The organism is Arthrobacter sp. 10T425 (assembly GCF_056393985.1).
The window spans coordinates 93,888-109,949 of record NZ_JBFTGZ010000017.1 but is presented as its reverse complement, the minus strand read 5'-3'; the positions used below and the strand labels follow the sequence as shown (position 1 = coordinate 109,949).

The 16,062-nt window shown below is 67.3% G+C and carries 15 protein-coding genes; 4 read left to right on the top strand and 11 right to left on the bottom strand.

The features are described 5' to 3' along the window. Nucleotides 1-150: 150 nt before the first annotated feature. The 5 genes from AC1DDH_RS17765 to AC1DDH_RS17745 form a co-directional block, all read right to left on the bottom strand. The gene (locus tag AC1DDH_RS17765) at nt 151-795 is read right to left on the bottom strand and encodes an RraA family protein (RefSeq protein WP_476860079.1); all 645 of its coding nucleotides are present in this window, start codon (nt 793-795) and stop codon (nt 151-153) included. Then, the gene (locus tag AC1DDH_RS17760) at nt 792-1,178 is read right to left on the bottom strand and encodes a RidA family protein (RefSeq protein WP_476860080.1); all 387 of its coding nucleotides are present in this window, start codon (nt 1,176-1,178) and stop codon (nt 792-794) included. The genes AC1DDH_RS17765 and AC1DDH_RS17760 overlap by 4 nt, the downstream gene beginning before the upstream one ends. Continuing rightward, nucleotides 1,175-1,996 carry a RidA family protein gene (locus tag AC1DDH_RS17755; protein WP_476860081.1) on the bottom strand — a complete coding sequence of 274 codons (822 nt, stop codon included), beginning with the start codon at nt 1,994-1,996 and terminating at the stop codon, nt 1,175-1,177. Before AC1DDH_RS17755 ends, AC1DDH_RS17760 begins: the two co-directional genes overlap by 4 nt. Further along, a complete protein-coding gene (locus AC1DDH_RS17750; protein ID WP_476860082.1) occupies nt 1,993-3,366 on the bottom strand; it encodes an MFS transporter in 1,374 nt (457 codons plus the stop codon). The genes AC1DDH_RS17755 and AC1DDH_RS17750 overlap by 4 nt, the downstream gene beginning before the upstream one ends. Before the next feature lie 185 nt (nt 3,367-3,551). Then, nucleotides 3,552-4,328, bottom strand: coding sequence for a VOC family protein (locus AC1DDH_RS17745; protein ID WP_476955968.1), 777 nt, complete (start codon nt 4,326-4,328; stop codon nt 3,552-3,554). Between the two features lie 92 nt (nt 4,329-4,420). Between AC1DDH_RS17745 and AC1DDH_RS17740 the strand changes: the two genes are divergently transcribed. Continuing rightward, entirely contained in the window at nt 4,421-5,020 is a 600-nt protein-coding gene (locus AC1DDH_RS17740; protein WP_476850563.1) for a YdeI/OmpD-associated family protein, read from the top strand. Nucleotides 5,021-5,099: 79 nt separating this feature from the next. Further along, nucleotides 5,100-5,882, top strand: coding sequence for a phosphatase PAP2 family protein (locus AC1DDH_RS17735; protein WP_476874246.1), 783 nt, complete (start codon nt 5,100-5,102; stop codon nt 5,880-5,882). On the opposite strand, the gene AC1DDH_RS17730 is transcribed toward AC1DDH_RS17735, so the two are convergent. Beyond that, the gene (locus tag AC1DDH_RS17730) at nt 5,835-7,760 is read right to left on the bottom strand and encodes a glycogen debranching N-terminal domain-containing protein (protein WP_476955967.1); all 1,926 of its coding nucleotides are present in this window, start codon (nt 7,758-7,760) and stop codon (nt 5,835-5,837) included. The two genes, AC1DDH_RS17735 and AC1DDH_RS17730, sit on opposite strands and share 48 nt — an antisense overlap. 347 nt (nt 7,761-8,107) lie before the next feature. Between AC1DDH_RS17730 and AC1DDH_RS17725 the strand changes: the two genes are divergently transcribed. Together AC1DDH_RS17725 and AC1DDH_RS17720 are read left to right on the top strand one after the other, a co-directional pair. Then, nucleotides 8,108-8,959: a lysostaphin resistance A-like protein gene (locus AC1DDH_RS17725; protein WP_476860086.1), complete on the top strand. Its 852-nt coding sequence runs from the start codon at nt 8,108-8,110 to the stop codon at nt 8,957-8,959. 108 nt (nt 8,960-9,067) lie between these two features. After that, on the top strand, nt 9,068-9,343 hold the full coding sequence (locus tag AC1DDH_RS17720) for a DNA gyrase subunit A (RefSeq protein WP_476850567.1): 276 nt from the start codon (nt 9,068-9,070) through the stop codon (nt 9,341-9,343). A 137-nt stretch (nt 9,344-9,480) separates the two neighbouring features. Here AC1DDH_RS17720 and AC1DDH_RS17715 read toward each other — a convergent pair whose 3' ends face one another. The 5 genes from AC1DDH_RS17715 to AC1DDH_RS17695 all read right to left on the bottom strand — a co-directional run bounded on the left by AC1DDH_RS17715 (nt 9,481) and on the right by AC1DDH_RS17695 (nt 15,967). Continuing rightward, on the bottom strand, nt 9,481-10,620 hold the full coding sequence (locus AC1DDH_RS17715; protein WP_476931392.1) for an aminopeptidase P family protein: 1,140 nt from the start codon (nt 10,618-10,620) through the stop codon (nt 9,481-9,483). A 129-nt stretch (nt 10,621-10,749) separates the two neighbouring features. Then, nucleotides 10,750-11,934, bottom strand: coding sequence for an ABC transporter ATP-binding protein (locus AC1DDH_RS17710; RefSeq protein ID WP_476931391.1), 1,185 nt, complete (start codon nt 11,932-11,934; stop codon nt 10,750-10,752). After that, the gene (locus tag AC1DDH_RS17705; protein WP_043436715.1) at nt 11,931-13,430 is read right to left on the bottom strand and encodes an ABC transporter permease; all 1,500 of its coding nucleotides are present in this window, start codon (nt 13,428-13,430) and stop codon (nt 11,931-11,933) included. Before AC1DDH_RS17705 ends, AC1DDH_RS17710 begins: the two co-directional genes overlap by 4 nt. Before the next feature lie 110 nt (nt 13,431-13,540). Further along, on the bottom strand, nt 13,541-14,596 hold the full coding sequence (locus AC1DDH_RS17700) for an iron ABC transporter substrate-binding protein (RefSeq protein ID WP_476931390.1): 1,056 nt from the start codon (nt 14,594-14,596) through the stop codon (nt 13,541-13,543). 180 nt (nt 14,597-14,776) lie between these two features. Next, nucleotides 14,777-15,967 carry a glycoside hydrolase family 76 protein gene (locus tag AC1DDH_RS17695; RefSeq protein ID WP_476931389.1) on the bottom strand — a complete coding sequence of 397 codons (1,191 nt, stop codon included), beginning with the start codon at nt 15,965-15,967 and terminating at the stop codon, nt 14,777-14,779. Between the last annotated feature and the right edge of the window lie 95 nt (nt 15,968-16,062).

The window sequence follows — 16,062 nt, the reverse complement described above, 5'->3', positions numbered from 1 at the left end:
AAGCGGCATTAGCGTGAGACATTGAGGACCTCCTGGTCGCTGCAGCGGTTGTCTAAGCAACTCCACTGTGCAACCGGAGGTCCTCACCTTTAGGTCAACGACTCCAGCGAGTCATCACATTCACCGAACCAACGTCCCTGGGCAGTACACCTAGGTGAGCGAGGGCCCTCCGGGAAGAACATCGCTAATCGGTTCCCCGGACCGGAGCCGAGCCAGGATCGCTGGCTCCGCCCGGTCGGCGGCGAGGGCCGCGTCCACGACGGCTGTAGCCTCGTCGGCGGACAGGACCAGGACCCCGTTGTCATCCGCCATCACCACGTCGCCGGGGTTTACCATCACGCCGCCGCACAAGACAGGAACATTGACGGCACTGCGCGGGCTGGCGATCCGCTTCGCGGTCAGGACGCTCGTGCCGCGGGCGAAGACAGGCAGGCCTGCTGCCCGAAGCTCAACGACATCCGTCACGACGCCGTCGACGACAACTCCCACCGCACCCCGACACATCGCTGCGCACCCCGTGACGGCCCCTACCGGCGCATGGGCGAGGTCGCCCCCGGTCTCGATCACCAGGACATCGCCGGGTTCCAGCAGCGCCAGGGCCCGGTTGGTGGCGTAAGCGTCCGCTTCGGCCACCCGCACGGTGACCGCCCGCCCCACAACCCGGACGTCGCGGAGCAGGGCTCGGATGCCCGAGTCGAGGAAGCCCTCTTCCAGGAAATGCCCAATGGTGGGAAAACTGACTGAGCGCAGGCGCCGGACCAGTTCGGCATCCAGCGCCATCTGTGCCGACCTCATGCTCCGACGCCGTCTGTTAGGACTGCGATGCACTGGATTTCGAAAGTGAAGTCCCAGATACCCACGCAGACGGAAGTCCGGGCGGGCAGCTGGGCGCCGAAGACTTCGGCGAAGATGCTGTCGTACTCCTCGAACTGGTCCGGACCGCTGAGGTACGTCGTGATGTTGGCGACGTGCTCCAGGGATGAGCCGGCTCCGAGCAGTACCGTCTCCAGGTTGCTGAGGACCTGCCGGACCGATCCGGCGAAGTCGGCCGGCCTGTCATCCGTGCCGGAAATCAACGGAATCTGTCCGGTAGTGAAAACGAAGCCGCCCGCTACGACTGCCTGCGAGAACGGTCCGATGGCCGGGGCCAGGCCTGGGAAAGAGGCGAGTCTTTTCATGACGTCGCCACCTCGTCCTGGGTACGCCCAGCGCGGGACGGATCCTCCGGCCCCGGATCTGGGGCAACGACCGCAATACATTCGATCTCGAGCGCAATATCCCAGATGTCTACGCAACACGAGGTGCGTGCCGGCAGGCATGAACCAAAGAAGTCCGCATAGATTCCGTTATATTCATCGAGCTGGTCCGGATCCGTCAAGTAGGTGGTGACCTTTGCGACCAGGTCCAGCCCCGAGCCGGCCTCGATGAGGACGGACTCCAGATTGTTCAGGGTCTGGCGGACTTTGCCGCCGAAATCCTCCGGCTGGTCCGCCATGCTGCTGCGCGCGGGGATCTGACCTGAGGTGAAGACGAAGCCGTTAGCAATCACGGCCTGGGAGTACGGGCCCAGGACTGGCGCCATGCCCGGAGCGTTCGCAATTCTGCGAATCCCGCCCGTGTGATCAGGGCCGGGGACCGCGGCGATGCACTGGACTTCGATGGCGAATTCGCCGCCGGCCACCATGACCGTGGTTCGGGCAGGCAGTTCGTCACCGAAGATCTCGGAATAAACCTCGTTGTACTCCGCCAGCCGCGGATCCGTCAGGAACGTCGTGATTTTCACGGCATGCTTCAGGCTTGAGCCGGCGGCCTCCAGAGTCGCGGACAGATTCGAGAGCACTAGTCGCACCTGATCGGCGAAGTCAGCTGGCGGTTCGTTCGTATCCGCGGCCTCGGGGACCTGCCCCGACGCGAATACGAAGCCATTGGCTACGACGGCCGGGGAGGCGGCGCCCTTGGGCGCGGCGACGCCGCGTACGGTATCAAGGCGCCTCATGAACCCACCCGTACTTCTTCGGGGTCAGAGGTCGAAGCGGCCCGGACTGGGGCCTCATGGACGGAATCGAGATTGGAGCGCAGAGTCTCGGAAAGCAGTAGCAGGCCGACGAGGGACACCACCGCGGAACCGATCAGGAACCACGCCACTGACGACCCCTGGCCGGTGGCCTTCAGCAATGCAGTGGTGACAACGGGAGTGATGGCACTGCCCAGCAATCCGGCCAGCATGTAGGCGACGGAGAGACCGGAGTACCTGACCCGGGAACCGAACAGTTCGGCCAGGAAAGTGGCGATGGGGCCATAGTTGGCACAGAATGCGGTCATCATCAGGACATAGGCGCACATGAGGCCTGCGATGGATTTCGTATCCATCAGCCAGAACATGGGGAACGCCAGGACGATCTCCGCGATGATGCCGCCAACAATGATCGGCTTCCGGCCGAAGCGGTCGGACATGCGACCGAAGACCGGGAGCATCACGAGCCCCACGACACATGCAACGAGTACGGCCCAGAGCATCGTGTTAGTGGAATATTTCAGTTCAGTCTTGCCGTAGGTCAGTCCGAAGGCGACAAGGATATTGAAGGAGGTGCCGGTCGATACCGTAGCAAGTGCTCCGAGGATGACTTGCTTCCAGTATTTGCGCAGCAGTTCCGCCAGTGGGATTTTGGCTTTGGCTCCGGCGTCCTTCACCGCCTGGAACGAGGGAGTCTCCTCGAGAGTGAGGCGGATGTAGAGGCCGATGGCAACCAGCAGGACGCTGGCTAGGAACGGCACACGCCAGCCCCATGCCAGGAGTTCCTGTTCCGGCATGACGGCCGCGATCACCAAGAAGACGAGGTTGGCGATCAAGGTCCCACCGGGGACCCCGACCTGGACGAGCGACCCGTAGTATCCACGCTTTTCCTTCGGGGCGTGTTCGACCACCATGAGGACCGCGCCACCCCATTCTCCGCCCAAAGCCAGGCCTTGGATGACTCGAAGGGTCAGCAGCAGGATGGGCGCCGCGATCCCGATCGTGGCGTAGTCCGGCAGAAGACCGATCGCGAACGTGGCGGCACCCATCGTCAGCAGCGAGGTCAGCAGCATTGACTTGCGCCCCATCCGGTCGCCGAAGTGGCCGAACAGTGCGGCGCCGACGATCCGCGCCGCATAGGCGGCAGCGAAAGTGCCGAACGCCAACATCGTCCCCACCAGCGGATCAAAGCTCGGAAAGAAGATCTTGTTGAACACGAGGGCGGAAGCGGTCGCGAAGAGGAAGAGGTCGTACCACTCCACCGTGGTGCCGATGACGCTGGCAACTGCGATTTTTCGCATCTTGCCGATGTCAGAGAAGGCCTTGCGTGGGTCGACGCTGGTTTGGGTCATGAGGGCTCCAGGATGCGAGGGAGGTGATGATCGACGGCGACGGTCGCCGGATCCCTCTCACTCTGACGTGCTGCAGATCACCTTTCAATGGAAGTTTCCACCCGTTTAGGCCCTCCGAAATGGGCAGATACCCAATGTCACGGCACTGACAGCGTGGCAACCGGTCACCCCGCCACGCTTCCGCCTCAGGCGCCTTCGGGCTTCTGCGAGATCCAGAGCATCGCCCCGTGGGGGTTCTCCGGCACGTCAGCGGCGTCCGGGTTGGCCACGTGCAGGGTCCGGCCGAAGGCCTCTTCCGTCAGGCTGACCCGGTGGCCGGCGGCCGCGAGGCGGTCCCGCAGGCCGGCGAGGTCGCCGGTGTATTCAAACCCCAGGCCGGTCCGGGCCGCGCCGCTGGCGGGCCGGACCATCAGCACGCCGCCGTTCTTCGCCGTGAAATCCGCGGTTTCGTCGTCGTCCGGGGCAGGCCGCAGCCGGGCGCCCATGTTCCGCAGGGTTTGCTCGGCGGCGGCCGCGTCCGGCGTGAACCAGACTTCGACGACGGCGAGGGCCGGGTCGGCGTCCGCGCACTGTGCGCCGTGGGCTGCCTTGTCCGCGAAGAAGCCGAACCCGTCCCCGCCCGTGATCCGGCAGGTATCGCCGTGGCGGGCGCTGACCAGCTCGGCCGGGGCAGTCCCGCCCTCCCCAGCGGCGGCGTTGGTGCGGCGCGCGAACTCTGCCAGGTCCCCGACCTCGACGCCGAAGTCCGTCTTTCCGTCGAGCACCATTCCGGCACCGGCACCGTCCCCGGCATCAGCCCCGGCGGCACCCGCCGCTACCCGGTGCAGCGCGAGGCGGCCCGAGCCGGCGTCGAACTCCTGCCAGTTGCCGTCGTCGACTGTGCGCACCATGCCGAGGGCGGACAGCAGGCCCTCCCACTGGTCCATGCGGGAGGTGTAGTGGATCGGGCGGACGCGCAGCATGGGATCTCCTTGCGAGGGACGGTTTTTGGCTCCTCCTGACATGGTGCCACCAAAGCACCCCTCCGGTCAGCACGGCAGGGCACAATGGGGCCATGGCTGTTGAACTGGAGGAACTGCTGGTGAAGGACGCCGCCGAGTGGCGCGCCTGGCTGGAGCAGCACCATGCGCAGAGTCCCGGGGTGTGGCTCGTGCTGCACAAGAAGGGCGGATCGGTGACGGAGCTGGACTACGAGGCCGCGCTGCAGGAGGCGCTGTGTTTCGGATGGATCGACGGGCAGGGGCGGCGCCGGGACGAGGAAAGCTCGTTCCAGCGGATGACCCGGCGGGGACCCAAGAGCGTGTGGTCGGCCCGGAACGTGGAGCGGATTGACCGCCTGGAGGCGGCAGGGCGGATGGCCCCCGCCGGGCAGGCGGCCGTCGCCGCCGCCAAGGCGGACGGGCGCTGGGAGGCCGCCTATTCGGGCGCGGCGACGGCGGAGGTCCCGGATGACCTCGCCGCCGCCATCGCGGCGGAGCCGCGGGCGCAGGCGATGTTCGAGGTCCTGACGTCCGTGAACCGGTATGCCCTGATCTACCGCACCAACTCGGTCAAGCAGGCCTCGACCCGGGAGCGGAAGATCGCCGGGTTCGTGGAGATGCTGGCCAGGTTCGACACGCCCTACCCGCAGACCAGGCGTCCCCCGGAACCGTAGCGCTCGCCCGCCGCGCATCCCAGAGAATTCCCAGCGCCCTTGCTGGCTGCGGGGAGTTGCCTCTGGCAGGATTGGGCGAATGCTCCTTGCCCAGCGTGCCCCGCGACCCCCTGCCCGCCTGCCGCTGCCGTCCCAGCAGCGGCTCTTCTTCGTGGCTGCGGGCCTGTTAATTGCGGGCGAGACGATCTTCTGGACCGTGCTCGCCGCCGTGCAGTCGAACAGCGGCGTGGCTGACCTGGACGGGCCCGTGCACGACGGAATCGTGGCGTCCCGGACCCCACTGGCCACCGCCATCCTGGCGGCCGTGACCACGGTGACGTCGCCGCTGTGGATGACGGTGATCGGCTGCGCCGTGGCTCTGGCCTGGGCGGTCTTCAAGCGTGAAGTCTGGCGTCCCGCCCTGCTGGTCGGCGCCATGGCGGCGACCTTCGCGGTGTCCACGCTGGTGAAGCACGACGTCGGCCGGAGCCGGCCCGCCGCCAGCGGCTTCATGCTGGGACCGGACGACGCCCTGTCCTTTCCCTCCGGCCATACCTTCGGGGCCGGCGTCTTCCTGTGCGTCCTCAGCTACCTGCTGCTGGCGGCCCGCGGCACGCGGACGGGCAAACGGACGACGTCGGTGCTCGGCTTCGCGGCAGCGGCTGCCGGGACACTGGTGGTTGCCTTCAGCCGCCTGTACCTGGGGTACCACTGGCTGACGGACGTGCTCGCCTCCATGGGCCTGGCGCTCGCCGTTACCGGGATCGTTATCCTGGCCGACGGGCTGCGCGCCGCCGCGGCCCCGTCCGGGCAACACCCAGTGGAGGCGGGACCGTCAGAGTCCGACGCCCATCGCCTGGGCGATCACCACCGCCGAGGCTGAGGACCACGCCTGCGGGTGGCACGACGCCGGATACGGTACCGCGACGCTCGAGTCCTCGGCCCGCACCCCGGCGAACACCTCCGGCAACCGGTGCCCGAAGGAGGCCGCCGCCGCGATCAGGCCGTCGGCGAGGGTGCGTGCCTCTGCGACAAAACCGTCGGCCAGGAGGCCGCGGATCGCGATGGCGGTGTCGTGGCTCCAGACCGAGCCGCAGTGGTAGCTGAAGGGCCAAAATCCTGCGGCCCGCCGCGAAATCGTGTGCACGCCGTAGCCGGAGAACAGCTCGGGGCTCACCAGCCGGTCCGCGACGATCCGGGCTTCGGCCGCGTCCAGGATGCCCGTGCCCAGCAGATGTCCCATGTTTGAGCCCGGGATGTCCAGGGGGACCCCGTGCCCGTCCAGGGCCATGGCCGGGAACGGCCCGCCGTCGTCCTCAACCCAGAAGCGCTCCCGGAACCTGAGCCGCAGGGCCGCGGCGAAGTCGCGCAGCGCCTGAGCGCCCGGTTCCCCGAACGCGTCGAACAGTTCCGCCGTCTCCATGGCTGCCTGGTACGCGTAGCCCTGCACCTCGGACAGGGCGATGGGCCCCTCGGCCTGCCGGCCGTCGCGGAACTGCATGGCGTCCCGGGAATCCTTCCAGCCCTGGTTGCTCAGGCCGTGGCCCGTGGAGTCACGGTAGCTGAGGAACCCGCCGTTGCCGGCTGCGCCGTCTACCGGGGAGCCGGCGGCGAGCAGCCACTCCGCGGCGCGTGCCGCGTTCGGCAGCAGCGACCGCACGGCGTCCTCGTCCCGGCCGGTGCGCCAGAGTTCCCCGAGCAGGCAAAGCCACAACGGGGTGGAATCCACCGCCCCGAAGTACACCGGCGGCAGGCGCAGGTTCTGGCTTTCAAGAACCAGTTCTTTGGACCGCAGTTCGTGCAGGATTTTGCCGGGTTCCTCGGCGGCCGCCGCGTCCGTCCGGGTGCCCTGGAAAGCAGCCAGCGCGCGCAGGGTGCCCGCCGCCAGCCCGTTGTCCGCGCCGGTGTCCAGAGGCAGCAGCAGCCGCGCAGCCCACAGCGAATCCCGTCCGAACAGCGTGAAGTACCAGGGCGCCCCGGCGGCGATGAACGGGGCGTCCGGCAGCTGGCGGGTGGCCAGGCGGAGCCCGGCCACGTCATCGAGGGAGTTATCCAGGAGCAGGCCCAGGGCCCCGGCCGGTCCGGTCCGCGGATGCCGGGCCGCGGGCGGGCGGGCAGCCACCACGGCGTCATCGTCATCGGTGAGGACGGCCTGCCATTCGGCCTCGAACGGCCGGCCCCGGCCCAGGGTTCCGCGCCAGGCGAGGTGGCCTTCCGGGGTGACGGCGCCGGGGGCCGCGACCGCCAGGGTCTTGCCACCCTCCTGCCAGCGCAGCGTGGACTCATCGGCAGAGACCGGCGCGGACGGGTCACGGAAGCGGCTGAGGCGGATCTGGGCCATGTCGGTGAAGTCGGCCGCGAGGGCTACGTCGATTTCGACGTCGAGGGAATCCAGCGAGGTGCGCAGCTGCAGGGTGTGCCGCACCACGCCCGGCGTCACTGTCCAGGTCTGGAGGAGCTCGACGGCGGGATCCTCCGTGGGTCCCGGGATGCCCCGGACCAGGCCCCGGACGCGCAGGACGCCGCCGGGCTCGGCCTCGACGGTGGCCGGTTCGGGTTCCAGTCCGTTGACGCGCACGAGCGCCCGGCAGAGCATCCGGGTGTCGCCGTGGAGCAGCCCGGTGAACCCGGCCGGATCAGCGGAGTCACCGGCTCCGGGCGGTTTGACCTCGCCGGCCAGGCGGCCGTCAGGATCGAGCCACAGCTGGGTGGGGGCGGCAACGGAGCAGAGTTGGCGGTGCAGGCCGGGCTGAACAGTCATCCGCCTACCCTATGCCGGGCACTGGGCGGTCTCAATGCGCCACAGCCCGCTGCCGACCGCCTAGGAGGTCATGGCGTCGGCCGCCGGCTGCCGGGCTGCCGGGCTGTGGACTGCGGCCGCGTCGAAACGCGTGCGTAGCCGATTAGCTTCGTCGTGTGTCCGACCTACGGGACGCTTCCATCGGGTTCATCAGAACCATCTTGGCGGTCGCTCTTCGTCACGTTGCCATGGTGGCCAAAGATGATTTGCCGAACATCAGAGAGAACTTTTCGCTTCCGCTCGATCGCTTATTCTTAGCGTGGTGGCCCGACTAAGTGGGGGAACGAACGGGGAGGGAAGTTCTAATCATGGAAAATAACAGTTCTACGTGGGTCCGGTTTTGGAACCGGGGGACGTGGTGGAAAGCGCTCCTGATCGTCGCCGTGTATTGGGGCGTGTACGAACTGATCGGGCTGGGAATAGGTGCACTGGTTGGGGGCTCCATCGACCTGGGAAGCCCGCTGAGCGATCCGCTCAGCGCATTCCTAGGTTTAGCACTCCCTATCTTGCTCTCGGGAATACTCCTCTTTCTCTTCGCTCGCTCTCTCGGCTGGGTCAAGGAAATCTTCGGTCCCCAACCCGTCCGCGGGAAGGCCTGGATGTGGGTCGCAGTCCTCCTCGTCGTCATCCCAATCTTCCTACGGCTGATGGCAACCAACTGGTCCGCCTACTCCATCGGGCTTGTTCTGGTTATGGCGTTCTTCGGATTGTGTGTGGGGTTCACTGAAGAACTCGCCACGCGAGGAATAGTAGTGAACATGCTCCGAAACGGCGGCTATGGCGAACGACTGGTCTTTGTCTTGTCATCCCTGTATTTCGCGCTGCTGCACAGCGGAAACCTCCTCACCGGAATGGCCCCCCTGGTTGTTGCCGTTACCGTCGTCTACACCTTTGGATTCGGTGCCATGATGTACCTCTCCATGCGCGCGACGGGCCGGATCACGTGGGCCATCCTGCTGCATGCCGCCACAGACCCCACAACGTTCCTCGCCACCGGTGGGATCGACGCCACCTCAGCCACAGCTGGGGCGGAAGAACTGATATCACTCGCGGGGCTCTTCAACTGGGCCTATATACTCCTGGCGCTCCTTGCCATCTTCCTCGTCAAGGGCCGCGCCAACCGGACACACGACATCCCCCCAGTCCCCGCCGTGGCCTGACCTGAGGGGCCAGCTCAACAACTCGCTCGGTGTCGCACTAGCGCCCGTAAGCCGATCCCCAAACTGGACGGAAATGCTCCAAGACTGCGGTCGTGCAAGAATCGCGGCATGGATGAGCATGACCGGCAGATGAGGGAACAGCAGTTGATGATCGTCGAGGCTCTGGTGCAGGCGATGGATCGGCGGGACGAGGTCTTCCAGGTGATTGAGGATTCAGAGGACTTGGACGAAGCAATCCGTCGCGTGGGTCAACTGTTGGGCGTGGGAGAAGTGCCCAGCCGGGCAGTCCTCGACATGCAGGCCAGAAGATTCACCCGAGACCAGCGTCAGGCCATCGCTTCCCATGCAGAAGAACTTAGATCAAGGTTGCCCGATGGACACTGAACCGCGCCTGACGGCGGCATCGGTGGTCGCATGGGTTCTGACTGGCGCTCAGCCTGGCCAATACGAGATCGCTCCTGAGGACTCTCAGAAGCGGTCTCGTTCCGAGGCCACGCCAGATCGTGGACCAGGTCGGCTGACTAGTGGACGATTCTCATCTCGTGCGAGGTCTGATTGAGTCGCCGTCCGCCGTCGGGAACGACCGTCACAATGTCCTCGATCCGTACGCCGAACCTGCCCGGCAGGTAGATTCCGGGTTCGATCGAGAAGCACATGCCGGGGTGGAGGATCTGGGTTTCGCCCTCGACCATGTACGGCGGCTCGTGAGTCGTCAGCCCGATTCCGTGCCCGACGCGGTGAATGAAGTAGTCGCCGTAGCCGGCTTCAGTGATCACCGCCCGGGACACGCGATCGATCTCCTGGCACTCGACGCCTGGACGCACGGCCTCGAACCCGGCCTGCTGCGCGAGTCTGACGATGTCGTGAACCTCGCGCTCCTCGGCGGTGGGCTCGCCGACGTGCACGGTCCGCGTCGTGTCTGATCCGTAGCCGTGTTTGAGGCCGCCGAAGTCGAGCACCACCATGTCCCCGTCCTCGATGATCCGCGGGCCGATCTCGTGGTGAGGGTTGGCTCCATTCGGACCCGAACCGACGACGGTGAAGTCCACCTGCGAATGACCGAACTGGCGAAGCAGGTCGGCGAGATCAGAACCGACGTCGGTCTCGCTGCGCCCAGCGAACCGCACGGTGACGATCTCCTCATACGCCTGGTCTGCGGCCGCGCCGGCCGCCGCCAGCCGCTCGATCTCGTCGTCATCCTTGATCGCCCGAAGCATCGGCAGGGCGGTCGTCATCGAGACGTAGGACGACTTGGGCAGTCGATGCTGCAGGCCGAGGAGGTGCATGGCCCAGGCCGAGTCAGAGACGGCATAACGTCCGGTGCCGGCCATCAGCGTGGCAGATTCCGTGTAGGGGTCGCTCCCGTCGGTCCAGTCGGTGATCCGCAGATTCGAGGCGCCGGCGGCCGCTTCCGCGTCGGGCCTCTCGAGCCTCGGAACGATCATGGCGGGCTCCGCGTCGACGGGGATCACGAGCATGGTGATGCGTTCAGTGATGGCCACGGGTGCATACCCGGTGAGGTACAGCAGGTCCGGTCCGGGAGTGACCAGGATGCCGTCGAGCCCGGCATCCTGGGCGGCGTGGGCTGCTCGCCGCAACCGATCGGCGAAGTCACCGGCGGTGAACGGAGCCGGCTCGGAAAGGCCGCGATGATCACTCATGGTTCGCATTCTCGTGCGCGGGGCATCACCGGTCAACCCATCGCCCGGACAACCGCTCCAGTCACTCTGGAATCACCCGTCGCGGGTGAGCCTTCGGGCACAGACGCTTCAGGATGCCGAATCCCGACGTTACGGCTGCTCATCCATCGGAAAGGCGACAGCTTCGCCCACCACGCGAAGCCGCAGCTCCGTGCCGGGGCGGGCGATCGAGGCGTTCCAGTGCCGGATCGTGATGATTTCCCCGCCGCCGGGGTAGCGGTGGTCCGGGATGGCGCCGGCGGCAAGGACCGGCGGGACGGGGAGTTGGAGCCGCACCGTGGTTTCGGGGCCGAAGTAGTCCGTGTCCACCACCGTGCCGCGGATGGGGCCGTCCTCGGAAATGCGGATCTGCTCGGGCCGCAGCATCAGCTGGACCCGGCCCTGGGCCGGCGGGCGGCGCACGGGGATCCCGCCGAGCGAACACGTGGCCAGGGAGCCTTCCATCCAGGCATCCAGGATCACGGCGTCGCCCAGGAACTCGGCGGTGGCGCGGTCAGCCGGGCGCGTGTAGACGACGAACGGGTTGCCGATCTGGGCCAGCTTGCCGCCGCGCATCACGGCCACCTGGTCGGCGAAGGACAGCGCCTCGGCCTGGTCATGCGTGACGAGGATCGTGGTGACGCCGGCGTCCTTCAGGACCTGGGCCACGGCGCGGCGGGTGGCCACCCGCAGGCCGGCGTCCAGGGCGGAGAAGGGCTCGTCCAGCAGCATGAGCGCGGGCTTGCGGGCCAGCGCCCGGGCGAGGGCAACCCGCTGCTGTTGGCCGCCGGAGAGCTGGTGCGGGCGGCGCTTGGCCATGGCCGGGTCCAGTGAGACCATTTCCAGCAGCTCGCCCACCCGCGCCTTGACGCCGCGGCGCCCGCCGGGCAGTTGGGTGGCGTCCAGGCCGAAGGAGATGTTCTGCCCGACCGTCAGGTGCGGGAACAGGGCGCCGTCCTGGGCGACGTAGCCGACGTGCCGCTTGTGGGCGGGGACCCAGGCGTTCTCCCCGGCCACCTTGCTTCCGTTGAGCGAGATGCTGCCGGTGTCCGGGTGCTCGAAGCCGGCAATCAGGCGCAGGAGCGTGGTCTTGCCGGAGCCGGAGGGTCCCACGATCGCCGTCGTTCCGCCCTTGGCAACGGAGAGGTTGACTCCCTTGAGGACGGCCTGGGGCCCAAAGTTCTTGGTGACCGCGTCGATTTCCAGGTGGCTGTTGGTGCTGGTGGCCACGGAAGCCGCGACCCGCGGCCCGGGGAGGCGCGAGGGGGCCTCACGCGACGGGTAAACATCGGTCACTGTCCGGCTACTTTCTTGGACTGCTGGAAGAGGAGATAGGTCATGGGCGCCGAGATCAGGATCATCAGCAGCGCATAGGGGGCGGCGCCAGCGTAGTCGATCTCGCTGCTCTTGCTCCAGAACTCGGTGGCGAGGGTGCGGGTTCCGTTGGGCGAGAGCAGCAGGGTGGCGGTGAGCTCGTTGACAATCCCCAGGAACACCAGGGCCGCGCCGCCAGCCGCGGCGGGGGCCGTGAGCCGCAGCGTCACGCGCAGGAAGGCCAGCAGCGGCGGCTTGCCGAGCACCTGGGCGGCCTCGTCGAGTTCCTTCGGTGCCTGGGACAGCCCCGAGCGGATGTTCACGAGGGCCCGGGGGAGGAACAGCAGCACGTAGGCCGCGATGAGCAGCGCTGACGTCTGGTACATGCTGGGCACCATCCGGATGCTCACGGTCACGAAGGCCAGGCCCACCACGATCCCGGGCATGGAGCTGGTGATGTAGTTGGACAGCTCCAGGGACTTGCTGAACCAGCCGGGACGCCGCACGGCCAGGTAAGCCATGGGGAACGCGACCACGGTGGTGGCGACGGCCGCCGCGAGGCCGTAGGCCAAGGTCTGCAGGAGGGCCGGCATGAATTCCTCGGCAGCCCAGATTTCCGGGCCGCCGGCGACGATCCAGCGCAGCACAAACGTCAGCGGCAGCCCGAACGCCAGCCCGGTGAGGGCGATCAGGGACAGCTGGGCGGGGAGCTGGTAGGCGTGCAGGGGCAGCCGCAAGGCGCGTGCCTGGGCCCCGGAGCCGATCCTGGCGTACCGGGCGCTGCCGCGGCTGCGGACCTCCACGAGCAGCAGGATCAGGCAGAGGAACACCAGCACGCTGGCCAGCATGTTCCCGGCGGTGCCGTTGAACGTGGACTGGTACTGGACCATGATCGCGGTGGTGAAGGTGTCGAAGCGGATCATCGCGAAGGCCCCGTATTCGGCCAGCAGGTGCAGCGCGACCAGCAGCCCGCCTCCGGTCATGGCGATGCGCAGCTGGGGGAGCACCACACGGAAGAACGCGCGCCAGGCGCCGAGGCCGAGCGAGGCGGCGGACTGTTCGATCGCCGGGTCCAGGCGGCTGAGCGTCGCGGCGGCCGGGATGTACACGAGCGGGAAATAGGACAGGGTGGCGATCAGGACCCCGGACCACAGCCCGCCAAGGGACGGCACCGCGGAAACCCACGCGTAGCTGTTGACGAAGGCGGGGATGGCCAGCGGGGCGGCGAGCAGCACGGCCCACCACTTGCGGCCCACAAGGCTGGTGCGTTCGACGAGCCACGCGCCGCCGACGCCCAGGACGAGGCACAGCGGCACCGTCACCACGGTCAGCAGCACCGTGTTGAGCAGGAGTTCGCCCACGCGCGGGCGGAAGATCAGGGCCATTGCGGTGTCCCAGCCGGTGGAGGCTGTCATGAAGACCACGTAGGCCAGGGGCACCAGGGAAAACAGGGCGATCAGGACCGCGATGATGGACACGACAGAGACGCCGAAAGGCGGGCGGGGGCGTTTACCCCTGCCCGCCGTCGTCGTGTCAGTCGTCAAATCCCCAGAGGGACCTGGGACCGCCAGCTTGTTAGTCACTGCGGCTACAGCAGTCCTGCCTGGGTCATCAGCTCGGTGACCTTGGCGGAATTGAGTTTGGCGGGATCCACGGTGGGGGCCTGCAACTCCTTGAGCGGAACCAGCTTGTCGTTGGACGGGACGTCCGAGCCGACAGCGTATTCGAAGGAGGTGCCCTTCTGGAGCACTTCCTGGCCCTTCTTGCCGGTGATGAACTTCAGGAAGGACTGGGCCGCTGCGGCGTTCTTGGCAGACTTCAGCACGCCGCCGCCGGAGATGGAGACGAAGGCGCCCGGGTCCTGGTTCTTGAAGTAGAACGGCGTGACGTTGTTGGAGTTCTCGCCGGTCTTGGCCTGGTCGCCGTAGTAGTAGTAGTGGTAGATCAGGGCGGCGTCGACTTCACCGGCGTTGACGGCCTTCATGGCCGTGCTGTTGCCCTTGTACGGCTTGGAGTTTTCCTTCATGCCCTTGAGCCAGGCCTCAGTGGCGGCTTCGCCCTTGAGTTCCAGCAGGGCCGAGACGATCGCCTGGAAGTCGGCGCCCGACGGCGAGGCAGCCCACTTGCCCTTCCACTCGGGGTTGGCCAGGTCCAGCATGGACTTGGGCAGCTTGTCGGCGCTGATCTTGTTCTTGTCGTAGACCAGCACGGTGGAGCGGGCCGCGATGCCGGTCCACTTGTTGGTGGAGGGGCGGAATTCGGCGGGAACCTGGTCCACGGTGGCCTTGTCCACATCCGCGAAGAGGCCGGCGTTTTCCACCTGGGCCATGGCGGGGGAGTTCTCGGTGAGGAAGACGTCCGCCGGTGAGGCCTGGCCTTCCTGCACGATCTGGTTGGACATCTCGGTGTCGTCGCCCTGGCGCACGGTCACCTTGATGCCGGTCTCGGCGGTGAAGGCGTCGATCCACTCTTTGGTCAGGGATTCGTGCTGGGCGTTATAGACCGTGATCTCGCCGGCGGCGGAGCCGTTGGCGGCTGCGCTGCTGCCGGCCGTGGCGGAGGAACCAGAGCCGCAGGCGGCCAGGCCCAGGGCGGCAGTGGCGGCCAGGGCGATGCCCGCCAGCGCGTTGGTGCGGATCTTCATGGGGCTACTTTCTACAAGGAAGTCGTCGTAGTGCCCTGCCCCCCGTGAGCGGGGAAGTTAGGGCATGCTCACTAAGAAAGACTGTAGGTTAGCCAAACCTAAGCGACCAACCTGAGGCTGGTTTAAGTGATGAGGATCACATCAATTACGATACTATTGCGTGACGTAATTGTCGCCGGGTTATCGGGCGGGCGCCTGCGCGATCGAGGCGGCCGCCTCCAGCACCATCCAGGCCTGCAGCTGCGTGGAGAGCTCGACGGCGGCGCCTTCCGGGTAACTGCGGCGTGCCGGCGCGTCGGTGCGGTCGGAGAAGACCAGATGGCTGCCGCGGCGCGCGAGGCGGTCGTTCGGAGGGAGGATCCGGCGGCCCTCCCAGAGGGCCTCCGCCGTATCGTTCACGAGCGCCGCCGCCGTGGCCCGGGTTTCGGCTGGGAGGCGTTCGTCGACGGCGGCGAGGGCCAGGTAGCGGACGAGGATCCCCGTGAAGAGCCCGCCGTCGCCCGTTCCCTCGCAGCGCAGCACCGCGGCGGTGCGGCCCAGCAGCGGGGCCGGCTGCGTGAGGTTGGCCGCCACGGCGTCCACCAGTGCGGCCGCACGCCCGAGGTTGGGCTCGCCCCCGAGTTCCAGCAGGGCGCCGAGGACGGGCCCCTGGTTGTAGGTGTAGATGGTCTCTTCCAGCACCGCCTCGCCCGTTCCCGAAATCCGGAGGCCGTCGCGGTACAGGCCCTGTCTGGGCTCGTAGAGTCTGGCGTCCAGCCAGTCCAGCAGGGACTGCGCCTTGGTCCGGTTGCCGGTCCGCGCGTAGTAGAGGGCCACGGGTGCGGTGGCGGGGGTGTTCTTGAAGTCGCGCTTCGTGCTCCAGAATGTACCGCCGCCGAGGTCGTCCGTGGAAGCGGAGTCGAACTGCAGGGTCAGGCTTTGCAGGACCTTGGCGTTGCGCTCCCGGCCGGTGTGTTTGCGGGTGTCCTCGGCGAGCTTGTCCAGCCGGAGCGTGGCAAGGGCCAGCCAGGCCATGTCGTCGTAGTAGTTGTTGACCACCGTGAGGAAATTGCGCAGCCGGATGCCTGTGACGAGCCGGGAGGCGAGCCGGCCGGCGCTGGGCCGGTTCTCGCCGTCGAACTTGGCTCCCGGATGCCCGGGGGGCCCCAGTTCCCGGCGGCCGGCGTCCACGAGGCAGTCCAGGTAGTGTGCCTGCCACCAGTAGTGCCAGGGCCGGGACAGGTTCTTCAGCCGGCCCGAGGGCCGGAGGATCGCGGCGATGTGGGTGCCGGGGAGGAAAAAGAGCCGCTGCCCGAAGAGCCTGGTCACTGAGCGGGCGGCCTCGTCCGCACGGAAGGACCAGTTGGGGGCGGAGGCGTCGGCTCGGGTCATGGCTCAAGCGTAATCGCGGGAGCCCGTCCGGCCCGCGACTGTGACTGCGCCCTCGGCGTGTGCGGCCCAAAGGTGCGCATTGGCCGCATTCCAGT